Annotated in this window: 12 protein-coding genes and 1 pseudogene; 12 read left to right on the top strand and 1 reads right to left on the bottom strand. The window is 40.3% G+C overall.

Going from position 1 to position 16,590, the window contains the following annotated elements:
* Window positions 1–17 precede the first annotated feature (17 nt).
* The 4 genes from AC1FXP_RS11305 to AC1FXP_RS11290 all read left to right on the top strand — a co-directional run bounded on the left by AC1FXP_RS11305 (window position 18) and on the right by AC1FXP_RS11290 (window position 6,590).
* Window positions 18–1,679, top strand: coding sequence for a glycoside hydrolase family 13 protein (locus AC1FXP_RS11305; protein WP_480061394.1), 1,662 nt, complete (start codon window positions 18–20; stop codon window positions 1,677–1,679).
* A gap of 341 nt (window positions 1,680–2,020) precedes the next feature.
* Window positions 2,021–3,508, top strand: coding sequence for a degradosome RNA helicase CshA (cshA, locus tag AC1FXP_RS11300; RefSeq protein ID WP_480061392.1), 1,488 nt, complete (start codon window positions 2,021–2,023; stop codon window positions 3,506–3,508).
* Window positions 3,509–4,025: 517 nt separating this feature from the next.
* Window positions 4,026–5,384, top strand: a complete 1,359-nt coding sequence (gene glnA, locus AC1FXP_RS11295) for a type I glutamate--ammonia ligase (protein ID WP_480061390.1) — start codon at window positions 4,026–4,028, stop codon at window positions 5,382–5,384.
* Window positions 5,385–5,537: 153 nt separating this feature from the next.
* Window positions 5,538–6,590 carry a tetraprenyl-beta-curcumene synthase family protein gene (locus AC1FXP_RS11290; RefSeq protein WP_480061388.1) on the top strand — a complete coding sequence of 351 codons (1,053 nt, stop codon included), beginning with the start codon at window positions 5,538–5,540 and terminating at the stop codon, window positions 6,588–6,590.
* A 277-nt stretch (window positions 6,591–6,867) separates the two neighbouring features.
* On the opposite strand, the gene rarD is transcribed toward AC1FXP_RS11290, so the two are convergent.
* The gene (gene rarD / locus AC1FXP_RS11285) at window positions 6,868–7,818 is read right to left on the bottom strand and encodes an EamA family transporter RarD (protein ID WP_480061386.1); all 951 of its coding nucleotides are present in this window, start codon (window positions 7,816–7,818) and stop codon (window positions 6,868–6,870) included.
* Window positions 7,819–7,919: 101 nt separating this feature from the next.
* On the opposite strand from rarD, the gene pgmB reads away from it, so the two are divergent.
* The 8 genes and pseudogenes from pgmB to AC1FXP_RS11245 form a co-directional block, all read left to right on the top strand.
* Window positions 7,920–8,597, top strand: a complete 678-nt coding sequence (gene pgmB, locus AC1FXP_RS11280; RefSeq protein ID WP_480061384.1) for a beta-phosphoglucomutase — start codon at window positions 7,920–7,922, stop codon at window positions 8,595–8,597.
* Window positions 8,598–8,684: 87 nt separating this feature from the next.
* Window positions 8,685–10,133 (top strand): glycoside hydrolase family 32 protein, encoded by a 1,449-nt coding sequence (locus tag AC1FXP_RS11275; RefSeq protein ID WP_480061382.1) that lies wholly within the window; start codon window positions 8,685–8,687, stop codon window positions 10,131–10,133.
* Window positions 10,134–10,689: 556 nt separating this feature from the next.
* The gene (locus AC1FXP_RS11270; RefSeq protein ID WP_480061380.1) at window positions 10,690–12,090 is read left to right on the top strand and encodes a sucrose-specific PTS transporter subunit IIBC; all 1,401 of its coding nucleotides are present in this window, start codon (window positions 10,690–10,692) and stop codon (window positions 12,088–12,090) included.
* Window positions 12,091–12,263: 173 nt separating this feature from the next.
* On the top strand, window positions 12,264–12,932 hold the full coding sequence (locus AC1FXP_RS11265; RefSeq protein ID WP_480061378.1) for a uracil-DNA glycosylase: 669 nt from the start codon (window positions 12,264–12,266) through the stop codon (window positions 12,930–12,932).
* A gap of 265 nt (window positions 12,933–13,197) precedes the next feature.
* A complete protein-coding gene (locus tag AC1FXP_RS11260) occupies window positions 13,198–14,463 on the top strand; it encodes an ammonium transporter (RefSeq protein ID WP_480061376.1) in 1,266 nt (421 codons plus the stop codon).
* A gap of 3 nt (window positions 14,464–14,466) precedes the next feature.
* Window positions 14,467–15,468, top strand: coding sequence for a DUF294 nucleotidyltransferase-like domain-containing protein (locus AC1FXP_RS11255; protein ID WP_480061374.1), 1,002 nt, complete (start codon window positions 14,467–14,469; stop codon window positions 15,466–15,468).
* Between the two features lie 7 nt (window positions 15,469–15,475).
* On the top strand, window positions 15,476–16,216 hold the full coding sequence (locus AC1FXP_RS11250) for an exonuclease domain-containing protein (protein ID WP_480061372.1): 741 nt from the start codon (window positions 15,476–15,478) through the stop codon (window positions 16,214–16,216).
* 27 nt (window positions 16,217–16,243) lie between these two features.
* Window positions 16,244–16,516, top strand: a pseudogene (locus AC1FXP_RS11245) (MerR family transcriptional regulator); the annotation flags it as partial.
* Between the last annotated feature and the right edge of the window lie 74 nt (window positions 16,517–16,590).

Genomic DNA, 16,590 nt, shown 5'->3' with positions numbered 1-16,590 from the left:
CATTTAGGGGTGGCAATATGGAGAGAACATGGTGGAAAGAAGCAGTTGCCTATCAAATTTACCCACGTAGCTTTATGGATTCAAATGGGGATGGAATTGGAGATATTCAAGGCATTATCGAAAAATTGGATTACATCCGTAGCTTAGGGATTGATGTCATTTGGATTTGTCCGATGTACAAGTCGCCAAATGATGATAATGGCTATGATATCAGCGATTATCAAGATATTATGGATGAGTTCGGTACAATGGAGGATTTTGACGAACTGTTAAATGAAGTTCATCATCGCGGGATGAAGTTAATTATTGATTTAGTTATTAACCATACATCGGATGAACACCCTTGGTTTATTGAGTCTAAGTCATCGAAGGAAAGCCCAAAGCGTGATTGGTACATTTGGCGTGACCCTAAACCAGACGGGAGCGAGCCGAACAACTGGGAATCAATTTTTAGCGGGCCAGCATGGGAACTTGACCAAGGTACGGGCCAATACTATATGCATCTTTTCTCAACAAAACAACCGGACTTAAACTGGGAGAATGAAGATGTTCGCCACGCCCTTTATAGGATGATGAACTGGTGGATGGATAAAGGCATTGATGGGTTTCGAGTAGATGCCATTTCGCATATTAAGAAAATAGAAGGGTTGCCTGACTTGCCAAACCCAGAAGGATTAGACGTTGTTCCGTCCTTTGAAGGACATATGAATCGAGATGGTATTCATGACTTTCTTCAAGAGATGAAACAGAAAACGTTTGATAAGTATGAAGTAATGACCGTTGGGGAAGCAAATGGGGTAAGTGCCGAGCACTCCGATTTATGGGTAAGTGAAGAGAAGGGTGCCTTTAATATGGTCTTTCAATTTGAGCATCTTAGTCTATGGGGGAAAGAAACAGGTGGTCATCTTGATTTACCTGCATTAAAGGATACGTTATCAAAATGGCAAAAAGGCTTAGAAGGTTGCGGCTGGAACGCATTATTCCTTGAAAATCATGATCAGCCGAGAAGTGTTTCGACGTGGGGAAATGATGATGAGTATTGGAAGGAAAGTGCAAAAGCGTTAGCGACCATGTTCTTTTTTATGCAAGGGACGCCATTTATTTATCAAGGTCAAGAAATTGGCATGACAAATGTTCAGTTTCAATCAATTGAAGAATATGATGATGTTAGCATGAGAAACTATTATCAAATTCAAAAAGAGCAAGGTGTTCCCCATGAAGAAATCATGGGTGTTATATGGGAGCAGGGTCGCGACAACTCGAGAACACCTATGCAATGGAATCGTAAGAAACAAGCAGGATTCTCAACAGCAGAACAGACATGGATGAAAGTGAGTCCTAACTATAAGAAAATAAATGTGGAAAGCCAGAAAAAGGAGAAAAGCTCAATCTTATCTCATTACAAATCGATGATTTCATTGAGAAAATCTCATGATGCGCTTATATATGGAACGTATGATTTAATTTTGGATGACCATGAACATATTTATGGATATACGCGAACATGGAATGACGAGAAGTTTCTCGTACTTGTCAATATGTTTGGACATAAGACAATGTTTGACCTCCCAATTCTCAACGAAGCAGAAGAAGCTAAGCTATTATTAGTAAGTGGAGGAAAAGGGAAATCAAAAATAAAGCTACAACCATATGAGGCAAGAGTGTACCGGTTGAGCTAAGGGGTCAGGCCCTTCTAGGTTTTCAACGCGCTGTTGTACGAGGGCACTGAAAAAGGTACGGTTTTGACCTGTTTCAGTGGCCTTTAAGCAATGAGCGGAACCGTTGCTTTGTCTTAAAGCCTGCTATGAGTGGTTTTCTCATAACAGGCGCGCAACGTGCGGAGCCATTGTTGCTTCCTCGAATCTGCTAAAAAGGACTTTTTCAGTGACCTCTTGTTGTAATGCAGAAGGTCTGACCCAAAAAAAATACATATTGTTATGTTGATCAGAGCATGTTATTATTGAAGGATGCTTTAACTTCAGTAACAAGGTGACATTCACCAACAAAGGAGATTATATATTTGGCAACTTTTTATGATTTTAACTTGGACCAAAAAGTGGTTCGAGCAGTAACTGAAATGGGATTTGAAGAAGCAACACCGATTCAAACGGAAACCATTCCAACCGCATTAGAAGGAAAAGACATTATTGGGCAAGCGCAAACGGGCACAGGAAAAACAGGTGCATTCGGTATTCCGCTAATTAACCGTATTAATGTTGAAGAAGCACATGTTCAAGCACTTATCCTTGCCCCTACACGAGAGCTTGCGAATCAAGTCGCAGAGTCCCTCGTTACATTTGGTAAGCATAAAGGCGTTCGTACGGTTGTCGTGTATGGTGGCCAGGACATGCGTAAACAAATCACTGATTTGAAACGCAAGCCACACGTAGTAGTAGCTACACCTGGTCGCTTAATGGATCATATGAGAAGAAAGACGATTCGTCTTAACGAAGTCAACATGGTTGTATTAGATGAAGCTGATGAAATGCTTAATATGGGCTTTGTTGAAGACATTGAGACGATCTTAAAAGAAGTACCGAAAGAGCGTCAAACGCTTTTATTCTCAGCGACAATGCCAAAGCGAATTGAAAAACTTGCACAGCAATTTATGTCTAATCCGCAATTAATTGCGGTTAAGGCTAAAGAAGTGACAATGGAGAATATTGAACAGCAGTATGTAGAAGTTCATGAAAAAGAGAAGTTTGATGTACTGAGCCGTTTCATGGATATTCAATCTCCAGAGCTGGCGATTGTTTTCGGTCGTACGAAACGACGTGTCGATGAGCTGTCTGAAGCATTAATCAAACGTGGATACCGTGCAGAAGGAATCCATGGCGATTTAAACCAAGCAAAACGTGATAGCGTCCTTCGTAAGTTTAAAGGTGGTTTAATCGACGTATTAGTTGCAACAGATGTCGCTGCTCGTGGATTAGATATTAGTGGCGTTACACATGTTTATAACTTTGACCTTCCGCAAGATCCTGAAAGCTATGTTCATCGAATTGGACGTACAGGGCGCGCCGGGAAATCTGGTCTTGCTGTAACTTTTGCTACGCCTCGTGAGATGGATCATGTTCGTACTATTGAGCAAATTACAAAGAAAAAAATGAACAAGGTACAAAAACCTACGTTTGAACAAGCGATTAAAGGTCAACAGGAATTAGCTGTTGAACAACTACGCTCATTAATTGCTACTGGTGAAGCCGATAGCTATCGTAAAGCGGCTAAGGACTTATTACAAGAATCAGATGCAACATCTGCTCTTGCAGCTGCGTTGAAGCTTCTAACAAAAGAGCCGGATTCGACACCAGTTCGTTTAACAGGAGAAGCTCCATTACGTGTGAAAAAGCGTCGTGATGGTGGCGGAAGCGGTGGTGGAAAACCATATCGTGGACGTCGTGATCGTGATGATCGCCGCAGAGGTCAATATCGTGGAAAAGACGACCGTGGTTCTCGTCGTCAAGGTGGACGCAGCGGTGGACAACAGCGCAAAGCGAAAAACGCTTAAGGCGATTTAATTTTTATTTTAAATAACATGATGCATTCAAGACTTTGAATGCATCATGTTTTATTTTGGGTTTTAGGAGAAATCTCTTATTAGATGATGAAGGACAAAGTTACATATAAAAATTGAAAGAAAGTCCTTCATAATAGAAGTTAGTAAAACAAATTGACCAAATCTTCTAGAAGAGTCTCTTATTAACTGTTTTTTCCTGCTTTGGATTTTTAAATGAAGATTAAGAGTATATTCAAACCTTGGTTTATGGGTATAATTGGGTAAATGACATTTCAAAAAACAAGTGTCAGAAAAATAAACAAGAAAAAAGTTTTGAGAAAATCCTCATATAAGTAAGCCTTTTCATTGCCTTTGTTGAGCAAATTATGCTGTTTTTGTCGAAAGTTGCACTTTCATATTCTATGTTAGATTATCTGACATATCCGTTGCGTAAAAGTCCGTAACATCTTAAAGTAATACTTAACAAGTTGATGTCACATATTATTACATGAAAAGGAAGTGTTTAAAAATGGCAACATCTACACCAACAAGGGAAAGCTTAGTTGCAACTATTAAGGAAACAATTGAGAAAAAGAATGTAGAACTTCTTCACGTGCAATTTGTCGATATTGAGGGATCACTTAAACACGTTACAGTAACAGCTGAACAAATAGATCAAGTGGTAGACGGAAAAGTAATGTTCGATGGTTCTTCTATTACTGGTTTCACTCCAATCAATGAATCTGACCTTTACTTAGATCCGGATTTAACAACATTTGCAGTGTTACCTTGGACAGAGCAAGAAGGTTACTCAGAAGCTCGCTTCTTATGTAGCGTAAAAAAGCCTGATGGTTCTGACTTCGATGGCGACCCACGTAACGTTTTGAAAAAAACAGTTAAGCGCGCAAAAGATCAAGGTTACTCAATCAGTGTTGGACCTGAGCTTGAGTTCTTCTTATTCAAGACTGATGAAAATGGTCAACCAACATTAGATACTCAAGATGTAGGTGGTTATTTCGAACCATCTCCAAAAGACCTTGGTGAAAAAGTACGTCTTGAAATCTATAAAGCTTTGAAAATGATGGGCTTCACAATCGAAGCATCTCACCATGAAGTAGCAATCGGTCAACATGAGATTAACTTCAAATACGCTGATGCACTAGGTTCTGCTGATGCTGCAACAACATACAAGTGGGTTGTTAAAACAGTTGCTCAGCAATTTGGTTACCATGCAACATTTATGCCAAAACCACTTGCTGGTGAGAACGGAAGTGGAATGCACGTAAACATCTCTCTATTTAATGACGAGAAGCAAGAAAATGCTTTCTATGATGAGTCTAATGATCTAGGACTATCTGAAAAAGCATACCAGTTCATTGCTGGTTTAATGGAAAACGTTAAGGATTTCGTTGCAGTTACAAATCCATTAGTAAACTCTTATAAGCGTTTAGTACCAGGATATGAAGCACCTTGCTACATTGCATGGTCTGCATCTAACCGTTCTGCTCTAATCCGTATTCCAGCAACTCGTGGTGCGGGAACTCGTGTAGAAATCCGTTGTCCAGATCCATCTGCGAACCCTTACTTTGCATTTGCTATCATTGCAGCTGCTGGCTTGGATGGAGTGGATCGTGACTTAACAGTAACTCCAGCTACAAATGCTGATATCTTTGATATGAGCAAAGAAGAGCTAGAAGCTCGTGGAATCGAAAATCTTCCTACAAGTCTAGAAGCTGCAGTTGAGCGTTTTGCAACTGGAGAAATCGGCCGTCAAACATTTGGTGAGCACGCATTTAATGAGTATGTAGCATTAAAACGTGCTGAGTGTGATGACTACCGTTTAGCTGTTACAGACTGGGAAGTTAAAGCTTACCAAGCTAAATTCTAATCTAATAATTCAGAAGGCAGTTGAGAATCCTCAGCTGTCTTTTTTGTCTAGGTTGCAAATCAAAACATCTCTTAAAAAATTTGGTAATGTGTAATATGTGAGTTGGGCATACTTTTTGAGGTAGAGACGAATTGTCAGAAAGGAGGTAACACCTTGAAAGCTCCAACAAAACCATGGACTTTGCTGTATAGAATTTATCGGGAAGTATTGCCGGATGCTCACTATTACTTACGTGAATGGAAGGAGAAAGCAAAGGCTATACCAAATGACGAGTTACGTGAACAAGCACTTGTTAGTTTAAAAGATAAGGCGTTTCACTGTGAAGGTGGGGCTGTATATGGACTGCTTGCAAAAGAACATCGCAAAAAAATTATACGCTTTATCGTGGCCTATCAAACGATAAGTGATTACTTAGATAACCTCTGTGACAGGAGTACGTCTTTAGATGAAAAAGATTTCAGAGCACTTCATCAGTCGATGTATCATGCTTTGAGTCCAGGAGCGGAACCGGAAAAATATTATCGGTATCGGGATAACCAAGATGATGGAGGGTACCTAGCTTCACTTGTGAAGACTTGTCAGGAAGTTCTTTTAGACCTGCCTGGTTTTGAATATGCTAAGGCGCCTATGCTTCAATTAGCTGAATATTACTGTGATTTGCAAGTCTTTAAACATGTGGAGGTCCATAAGCGTGTTGGGTTATTGAAGGAGTGGTTTGAAAGACATAAGGAAGAGCTTCCTCCTATGGCGTGGTATGAGTTTTCTGCTTGTGCTGGGTCTACATTAGGTATTTTTTGCTTTGCTGCTTACGCGGCTAATGGAGAGATGACAAAGGAACAAGCGCTTCTAATCAAAAACGGATATTTCCCTTGGGTTCATGGTCTTCATATTTTACTCGATTATTTTATTGATCAAGAAGAGGATCTTGAGGCAGATGATTTAAATTTTATTTTTTATTATGAATCGAAAGAACAAATGGTTGAAAGAATACGTCATATTAGAGAAAAAGCAGAAGAAAGCATTCGAGGTCTTCCAGACTGGAAGTTTCATCGTCTCATCAATAAAGGGTTAATTGCCATTTATTTGGCTGATGAGAAAGTGCAAGCTCATAAGGAAATTAAGAAAACAGCGAAACAATTTATCCGTTTTGGAGGCTTACCGACTGTATTCTTTTATGTAAATAGTTGGGTGTACCGCAGGGCTTAAATCTTTTAAAAGCAGTTGAGAACGAATTCTCCACGAGGGTACTGAAAAAGTCTTTTTTAGCAGATTCAAGGAAGCAGCAATGGCTCCACACGTTGCGCGCCTGCTATGAGAAACATGAGCCTCCTAAAGTCGGCTACCGGCGCAAAGCAAGTTTGCACCTGTGAAAACCACTCATAGCAGGCTTTTAAGATAAAGCAACGGTTCCGCTCATTGCAGGCCATTGAAAAAGGTCAAAACCGTACCTTTTTCAGTGGCCTCTTCTCCACTGCTTTTTATGTTATGAAGCTTTTGGTTCATGTTTCGTATTTGTTTTACATAGTTTGCTTGTGATCTTTTTAAAAGCAGTTGTTTTCGCCGTTGTGAAAATGAACAGTCCAACCCAAATAAAGATAAACGCAATTAGCTGAATATGAGAAAAGGGTTCTTTGTATAAAAAGATTCCGATAAAAAGCATAATTGATGGTCCGATGTATTGAAGAAAGCCTATCAAGGATAAGGAAATTCGTTTTGCTCCAATAGCAAATAATAAAAGAGGAATCGCTGTTACGGCACCAGCCCCCATTAATAGCCACGTTGTTTCTGTTTGGAATGAACCAAAAGATGATGAGTAAGCAGCTTGCTTGGATAACCAAAATAAAAACAATAACGCAAAGGGAGTCATTAACAATGTCTCGATCGTAAGCCCAATCATTGCTCCTGTCTTAACCATCTTTTTAATGAGCCCATATAACCCAAATGAGACTGCAAGAATAAGCGCTGCCCATGGGACAACTCCATAAAAGATGGTCATAAACGCCACTCCAATAAATGCTAACCCAATAGAAATACCTTGCCAGCGTGTAAACCGCTCCTTTAAAAATAGCATCGCTAAAAGAACGTTGATTAGTGGATTAATATAATAACCTAAACTAGCTTCAACGACGCGATCGCTGTTGACTGCCCAAATAAAAACAAACCAGTTTAAAGTAATAAAGCAAGATGCTAAAATAATAGCGACAGCTGAACGAAAGTGGGTAAAGATATAAATGAATTCTTTCCAGCTTGAACGAAGTTGTTTTCGAACGGTTAAAATAAGAATCATAAAGACCAATGACCATACAATTCGATGAGCTAGGACCTCGCCAGCTGAAACTGGTTCAAGAAGCTTCCAATACAAGGGGAGAATGCCCCAAATTAAGTAGGCGAATGTTGCCGCCAAAACACCTAATTGATGCTCTGATTGCTGCATAGTTCAACTTCCTCTCCGATGATGTAGCTCTATTTTACACAAGTTAACAATTAATGCCTATAACTTTTTTCGACTTACTAAATAAATGAGGGGGGATATTTGTGAAATCAATAAAAGCAGTTATTTTTGATATGGACGGAGTCATTTCAAATACAGTTCACTTACATTACCATGTTAATAAGAAAGTCGCTGATCGGCTTGGTATTTCTTTTAGTGAGGAATGGAACCAAAAGCTGCAAGGGTTAAGCCGGAGAGCAACGGTACAAGCGATCGCTGATAAGTCTGGGGTAACCTTATCAGATGAAGAGTTCGAACAATGTTGCGAAACGAAAAACAGTCATTACATAGAATTAATCAATCAATTAACTCACGAAGACGTCCAGCCTGGCATACGCTCCTTTATCGAAGAGTTGCGAGAACGAGGAATGACAATGGTCGTAGCTTCAGCAAGTCAAAATGCAAGCAGAGTGTTAACGAGACTTCAACTATTAGATTATTTTGATGGAGTCGTTGACGTTACAAAATTAAAACGTGGGAAGCCTGATCCGGAAATCTTTCTAAAAGCAGCGGAAATGGTTGATGTTTCACCATCTGAATGTGTGGCTATAGAAGATGGAGAGGCCGGTTTAACAGGTATTTTACAAACAGAAATGTTTTCTGTTGGCGTCGGAAGTGAGCCATCTTTAATAAGAGCAGATCTTACGTTGCCCCAGACGGAAGAATTAACCGTTGGAGCATTAGAAAAAGCACTTAATAAGCAAGAGAAAACGCTTTTTTAGCCAGTTTAGTCGCTTTAGACTAGTTGCCAAAACGTAAGAAGCTACGATACGATGATTTCACAAAACTAGATAGAAGGAGCTAAAACTATGTCAGATCTAGATCAACAATTACGCAGTCAAGCTTATAAGGAAGTCAAGAAGTATAAAGAGGTTGTACAAGCAGACCCTTATCGTTTAGCGTATCATGTGATGCCGCCAGTAGGTTTGTTAAATGACCCAAATGGATTTATCCAATTTGAAGGTGTGTACCATTTATTCTATCAATGGAATCCATTCAAAACAGGACATGGTGCAAAATTTTGGGGACATTACTCTTCAAAAGATCTTGTGAATTGGGAGCATCATGATATCGCCCTTGCTCCGAGTGATTGGTTTGATAAAAATGGATGCTACTCAGGCAGTGCAATCGAGCACGACGGAACGATGTATTTGTTTTACACAGGGAACGTAAAAGATGAAAACAACAACCGGGAATCGTATCAAGTTATGGTAGAGTCAAAAGATGGACAACACTTTGAAAAAAAGGGTGTCGTACTTGATCTACCTGAAAGGTATACTCCGCATTTTCGTGATCCAAAAGTATGGAAGCATGGAGAATACTTCTACATGGTTATTGGAGCTCAAAGTAAGGATGAAACAGGAAAAGCCGTTCTATTTCGTTCAAGTAATTTAGAAAATTGGGAGCATCTTGGTCCGATTGCCGGGGCGCATGTTGGTATTTTTAAGGATTTTGGCTATATGTGGGAGTGCCCTGACTTATTTGATCTTGATGGACAAGACGTATTAGTCTTTTCTCCGCAAGGATTAGAACCGAGTGGAATCTACTATCAAAACCTCTATCAAGCGGGCTATGTTGTTGGAAAGCTAGATTATGATTCGGTCGAATATAAGCACGGGGAATTTATAGAGTTAGATCGCGGCTTTGAGTTTTACGCACCACAAACAACACTTGATAATAAAGGACGCCGTATTATGATTGGCTGGCTTGGATTGCCTGAAGAGCGTGAAGATGCCCATCCGACAATCGAGCATAAATGGATCCATGCCATGACTCTGCCAAGAGAATTGAAACTAGTGGACGGAAAGGTCTATCAATTGCCAGTTGAAGAGTTAAAAGAATTGCGTGGCAAAGGGGTCAAACATGAAGCTGTTGAGCTTGGGGGCAGGGCTCAGGCATTTAATGGTGTCGAAGGGGATGTGTTAGAAATTAACCTTGAGACACTAGAGACGGTAACAAATGCCATTACGATTCATATTCGTGATCACGCAAATCTCGTCTATAATCCGACTGATAAGCTATTTAAGCTAGACCGTATTAGCTATGTTGATGGGTCGACAGTGGAGGAGAGATTTTGCCACCTTCATCAATTAAAGAGCCTGCGCATCTTCCTTGATACATCTTCCATTGAAGTATTTATCAACGAAGGTGAAGAGGTGTTTACGGCTCGCATATATCCAAATGTAGAGAAAAAAGGAATTTCTTTTGCAGCTGAAGGATCGGAAAAAGTGACGATAGAGGCTTGGAAATTGAAATAGAAAGTCACAAGAGACTTGCTTACTGGGATGTGAGCAAGTCTTTTTAAATGGCTCTTTTCGTAAAGAGTGTTGCTATAAAGGTAGTTTTCCTCGAAGTGAAATGGAGCGGAAGTCACTCGACTCCTGCGGGATGTAGAGGTAGGGGCGAGACCCCACAGGCACAGCCGAGGAGGCTCGACACCTCCCCGCGGAAAGCGAGTGACTGGAGCGTAATGCAACGAACATGTGGAGGACGCGTAACTCATAAAAACAACAAAGTATGCGAAAACAGCCTTTTAAATAAATTGATATCTTTTCCAACTAAAAAGTAAGCAAAGGTTATTGACGAATTGTGTTGAAAGTTGTAAACTGAAAGCGGAATCAAATGAATATGTGGGATTGTTACTGATAAAGCAGGCAAGACCTAAAATGGACAAACGGGATACGTGTATCTTTAGGACACGTATATGTTTAGGCCATTTTAGGTCTTTTTTCGTTGTTATACAGGGATGAGAGCGAGTAAACTTTTCACATTTGATTAAAATAAAAAAACAGCAAAGAATGGGGGCAATACAAGATGGATACGAAAAAAGTAGCTAGTGAACTAGTTGAACTTTTAGGTGGTAAAGACAACGTAATTAGTGCTACACACTGTGCCACTCGCCTACGGATTGTTTTAAACGACGATGATAAGCCAAATAAGCAAGCAATTGAGGAGCTTGATGGAGTTAAAGGGGTATTTAGTGCTTCGGGACAGTTTCAAGTTATTTTCGGAACAGGTCTAGTTAATAAAGTGTATGGTGAATTTGCAAGTATTACAGGAGTTGGTGCAAAAGATACAGACGGCGGAGAAAAGCAAGTTGATCATAGCGATGCGGCTAAAAAGAAAATGAATCCACTCGCTCGAATCGCTCGTACGCTTTCAAATATTTTCGTGCCTATTATCCCGGCGATTGTTGCAAGTGGTTTGTTAATGGGGCTGCTTGGAATGATGACGGCATTTGAATGGGTTGCACCTGACAGCCCTTGGATCTTATTTTTAGATATGTTCTCAAGTGCTGCGTTTATTATTTTGCCAATCTTAATTGGGTTTAGTGCAGCGAAAGAATTTGGAGCTAACCCGTATCTTGGAGCTGTACTTGGTGGAATTATGACGCATCCGGCGTTATTAAATCCTTGGATGCTTTCTGATGCGGTACCAGAGTCAATTGTCTTTTTTGGAATGAATGTTGAGCTACTTGGTTATCAAGGAACGGTTATTCCGATTCTACTTGTTGTCTACATTATGAGTAAGATTGAAAAAGGACTACGCAAAGTTGTTCCTAATGCAATTGACTTGTTAGTCGTTCCGTTTATAACAGTAATCTTAACAGGGTTTATTGCGATGCTATTTATCGGCCCGCTTGGTACGTGGCTTGGAAATGGACTAACTTGGAGCCTTGATTTTATTTATAATACAGCTGGAATCTTTGCTGGGCTAATCTTTGGCGGTCTTTACTCGACGATTGTTATTACGGGAGTTCATCACAGCTTCCATGCAATTGAAGCGGCACTTATTGCTGACTTAGGTGTGAACTTCTTACTACCAATTTGGGCAATGGCGAACGTTGCACAAGGTGGTGCAGGTCTTGCAGTATTCTTCCTGACGCAAAATAAGAAAGTGAAGGAAATTGCCCTTCCTGCATCATTCTCTGCATTCCTTGGAATTACAGAGCCTGTTATCTTCGGTGTAAACTTACGCTTTATGCGTCCGTTCGTTGGAGCTGCGATTGGTGGAGCGTTAGGTGGAGCTTATGTCGTATTCATGAACGTTTTTGCTAATGCATACGGATTAACAGGAATTCCGATGATTGCCATTGCTGCACCGTTTGGGACAGCCAACATTATCAATTACTTAATTGGAATGTTGATTGCGGTGACGGGAGCATTTGTTGCAACTTGGATTCTTGGGTTAAAAGAGGATGCAACGAAAAAATAATATGTTTGAACGAACTCGTTTCCGTTTTTTTTGCGGGGGCGAGTTTTTTTGTGGGGGGAAAATGGCGTTTGGACAGAAAGTGGCGAAGTTCCGACAGCAAATGGACGAAATCGGACAGAATCATAGCTTTACGATCTATGCTAAACTAATGGAGGAGTAAAGGAGTGTCTTAAATGAGGAAACTAACCACTGATTGGAAAGATGTCATTGGTGATGAATTTGACAAACCATATTTTAATGAGCTTGCGGAGTTTTTGATGACGGAATATGAAAATCATACGGTCTATCCGCCGAAAGAGGAAATCTTTCAAGCATTGGAATGTACCCCTTTTTCAAAAACAAAAGTCGTCATCTTAGGACAAGACCCTTATCATGGACCCAATCAAGCGCATGGTCTTAGCTTTTCTGTTCAGCCAACAGAAAAAATTCCGCCTTCATTAAAAAATATTTACAAAGAGCTGCATGCCGATCTTGGCTGTGAGATCCCATCAGATGGCTCGCTTATTACGTGGGCGAAGCAAGGAGTGCTATTATTAAATACAGTACTTACTGTGCGCAAGGGAGAGGCAGCTTCTCATAAAGGACGAGGATGGGAAACCTTTACCGATGCGGTAATGAAAGCATTAAATGAGCGAGAACAGCCTGTCATTTTTGTATTGTGGGGCAAACACGCTCAATCGAAAAAAGCGATGATTACAAATGATATTCATACGATTATTGAAGCGGCTCATCCAAGTCCCTTTTCTGCCCATCGAGGGTTCTTAGGAAGCAAACCATTTTCACAAATCAATCAAAAATTAAAAAATCAAGGACAAGTCCCAATTGAATGGAATATGAAATAATTTGTGAAATCTTACATGCGAAGTAGATAAACATGCATTTCCTACACAAAGATGTGTAGGTTTTTTGGTGCTATTAAATTTTCGTTGAAACCATAGTAAGGGCACGGGGGTAAGCCTTTACATAAAAATCGCTGAATTTAAAAGTATGTCAGAATACCTGACAATAGAGTAGATTCAGAATATTTCGCACGTATAATAAGAACTAACAACAGATGTTAGCTTCTCTAACGCTAACGTGTACACATTTTAAAGGGGGCAGAAAGAAATGACTGAATTAGCACTTATGGATAATTTATGGGTAATGATTTGCGCAGTCTTAGTTCTTTTCATGCAAGGTGGATTTATACTTTTAGAGGCAGGTTCGACGCGTATGAAAAACGCAGGACACATTGCCGGAAAAACAATCTTCACAGTCGGGATTGCTTCATTAGTATACTGGGCTGTAGGTTGGGGATTTGCTTACGGTGAAGGAAATGCCTTTATCGGAATGTCAGATTTCTTCTTTGGAGATTTTGCAACAGCTGAGGAAGGGTTAGTTGGATCAGTTGATTTCTTCTTCCAGCTTATGTTCGCAGCAATCGCATTAACAATCGCTTTTGGTGGATTTGCAGAACGTGCTAAATTATCAGCATATATCGTATTCGCAGTACTGTTCTCAGCATTTGTTTATCCAATCGTTGCACACTGGATTTGGGGTGACGGATGGTTAGCTGACTTAGGAAAGCAAGATTTCGCAGGTTCTACAGTAGTTCACTTAACAGGTGCAATGGCAGCACTTGCAGCTACAATTCTATTGAAGCCACGTCTTGGTAAATATAACAAAGACGGTTCAGCAAATGATTTAGCTGGTCACAACCAAGTTTACACAGCTCTAGGTGTTTTAATTCTTTGGGTAGGTTGGTTCGGATTTAACGCAGGTAGTACGTTAGAAGTAGCAGATGGATTCTTTGGTTATGTTGCCTTAAACACTCAACTTGCAGCAGCAGCTGGTGCAGTAGCCGCTCTATTTATTGCTTGGGCAATGACAGGGAAGTCAGATGTACCAACAATGTTAAATGGTACGTTAGCAGGTCTAGTTGCAATCACAGCATCTTGTGCATTTGTTGCTCCTTGGGCAGCAGTAGTAATCGGTATCGTTGCTGGTCTTATCGTATTCTTTAGTATGAAATTCTTTGATAAAGCAAAAATTGATGATCCAATTTTCGCATTATCAGTCCACGGTGTTGCCGGGGTTTGGGGTACAGTTGCAACTGGTTTCTTCGCAACGCCTGAGCTTGCAGCAATGAACGGCGGTAGCGCTGGTTTGTTTTACGGGGGTGGATTTGGTCAGCTTGGAGTTCAAGTATTAAGTGTTGTAGCGTGTGGTGCATTCGCGTTTATCGCTTCTTACGTATTACTATTAGTAACAAAAGCTGTATGTGGCGGCCTTCGTGTATCTGAGGAAGAAGAAATTGTTGGTCTTGACCTTAGTGAGCACGGCAGCTACGGTTATCCTGAGAGCATGCCTGGAAACGAAAAGACAGGAGCTTAATGGATGACAGGGGCAAAGAGTTATTCTACCTTTAATGATAGAGAATGGGACGCGGAGCTTCGTCTTTTATACAAAGAACGACTCAACACCATTCATAAACAGGAGCATACCTCGGCCTCACTTCAACATAGTCATGAACAGATCATAAAAAAAGCGGTGTGTCTCGCTCTTAAAAAGACAGAAAGTGAGTGGGGCAAACCGCCCGCTCACTTTGCTTTCTTTTTAATGGGAAGCGGCGGCAGACTTGAGCAATCATTTTGGAGTGATCAAGATCATGGTCTTATATATGAAAGTAGCAATGAAGAGGATGAATCGTACTTCCTCCATCTTGGAAGGGACATTGTCTATGCTCTTGAAAAAGTAGGGTACGAACGCTGTGACGGAAATGTGATGGCATCTAACCCGAAATGGTGTTGTTCCTATGAAACGTGGGAGGAGCAGCTTAAAAATTGGTTAAGAGTAGATAGGTGGGAAACGCTCAGATATACGTTGACGTTTGTTGATGCTAGGTCTATCTACGGGAAACATGAACTAGTCGAGCGATTAAAGCAAGCAACCTTTCAATTTATTAAAACGCAACCTAGAATGCTAAAAAGACTAACCGATAATACAGGAAGACTAAAAAAGGGAATTGGGCTATTTAATCAACTGCTTGTTGAAACAAAAGGCATTCATAAAGGAAAGTTTGATTTCAAGCAGGTTGTTCTATTTCCCTATGTAAATGGTTTACGCCTACTTGCCATCGAGCAGCAAATTTTATCAAGTTCGACGATTGATCGATTTCAGCAGTTATCAAGTAAGCATGAGAATGTCAAAGAAATGAAAGAATCTTTCGAAAACTTACTAGAACAACGAGTGAAATGGCAAAAAGATATTGAGCAATATGAACACATTCATCATCTTACAATAGAGAACTTAAGCAAGGATGAGCAAAGGCTATTAAAAAATTGGGTAAGAGAAGGACATAGGCTGTATCAGACTATAGAAAGGCTGCTAAAAGGGTGAATAAACGATGATAAATAATATGGTGCAACTAGTTAAGCAGTTGTCGAATCGATTAAGTCCCAATGTCTATACATCACTACAACAGCAGTCTGATGCTGCCAGGCTTTCTCATTTACGCCAAATTCAACGACAGTTAAAGCAAGAAGACGTTCTTGACCGCCCGCTCTCTGAGCTTTCCTTTATTATTTTTGATCTGGAGACGAGTGGGTTTTATCCGGATAAAGGAGATAGCATTCTTTCAATTGGAGCTGTGAAAATGAAAGGGTGCGAGATTTATGAGGAGGATATTTTTTATTCTACTGTAAAATGTTCCACATCACCCTCAGATGAAATCTTAGATTTAACTGGGTTAACAGTGGAAGAATTAAGTGACTCTCCGCCACTGGTAGATGTGTTATCCGATTTTTATAAGTTTGTAGGACATTCAACACTAGTTGCTCATCATGCTTCTCATGAGAAGAAGTTTATGTCTCATGCAACATGGCAAACGTTACGAACAACGTTTCAACACCGAATCATTGACACATCCTTTCTAACAAAGATCGTCGTTTCAAAAAAGCTAGTAACGTTAGAAGAGTGTTGTGCTTATTATGACATTCCCGTACAAAAGAGGCATCATGCATTAGAGGATGCACTCATTACGGCACAATTATGGCAAAAAAACATTCGGCTCGCGAAAGAGAAAGGGTTTGAGACATTACGAGATGTCTACTCTTACTTAGCAAAAGGTCGAATGTCTCAATTATAGAATGGTAACGAAGGAGGAGGGGAGCGAGTGAAGTCAGATATTCCAAGACGTCAAGCATGTTTTCCCATCCGTGTAGTAATGGAGATGACGGACTTGTCTGCCCGACAAATTCGTTATTATGAAGAACAAGGGCTCATCAAACCATCAAGAAACGAAGGAAACCAAAGAATGTTTTCCGTAGAAGACATCGAGCGCTTCCTCGAAATCAAATCACTCATCCAACAAGGAGTCAACATCGCAGGCGTCAAAGCCATCTTCGCATCCAGACAACAAAAAGAAGGAGCTAATCAAAAACTTGATTAGCTCCTTCTTTTTGTTGTGAGGAAGACTATGATAGACTAGAGACATAAAGAAAAAAGGGCGACCTTCCCTTT

It is taken from the genome of Halalkalibacter sp. HAAS-P013 (assembly GCF_056619925.1).
This window is presented reverse-complemented; position numbering and strand designations above follow the sequence as displayed.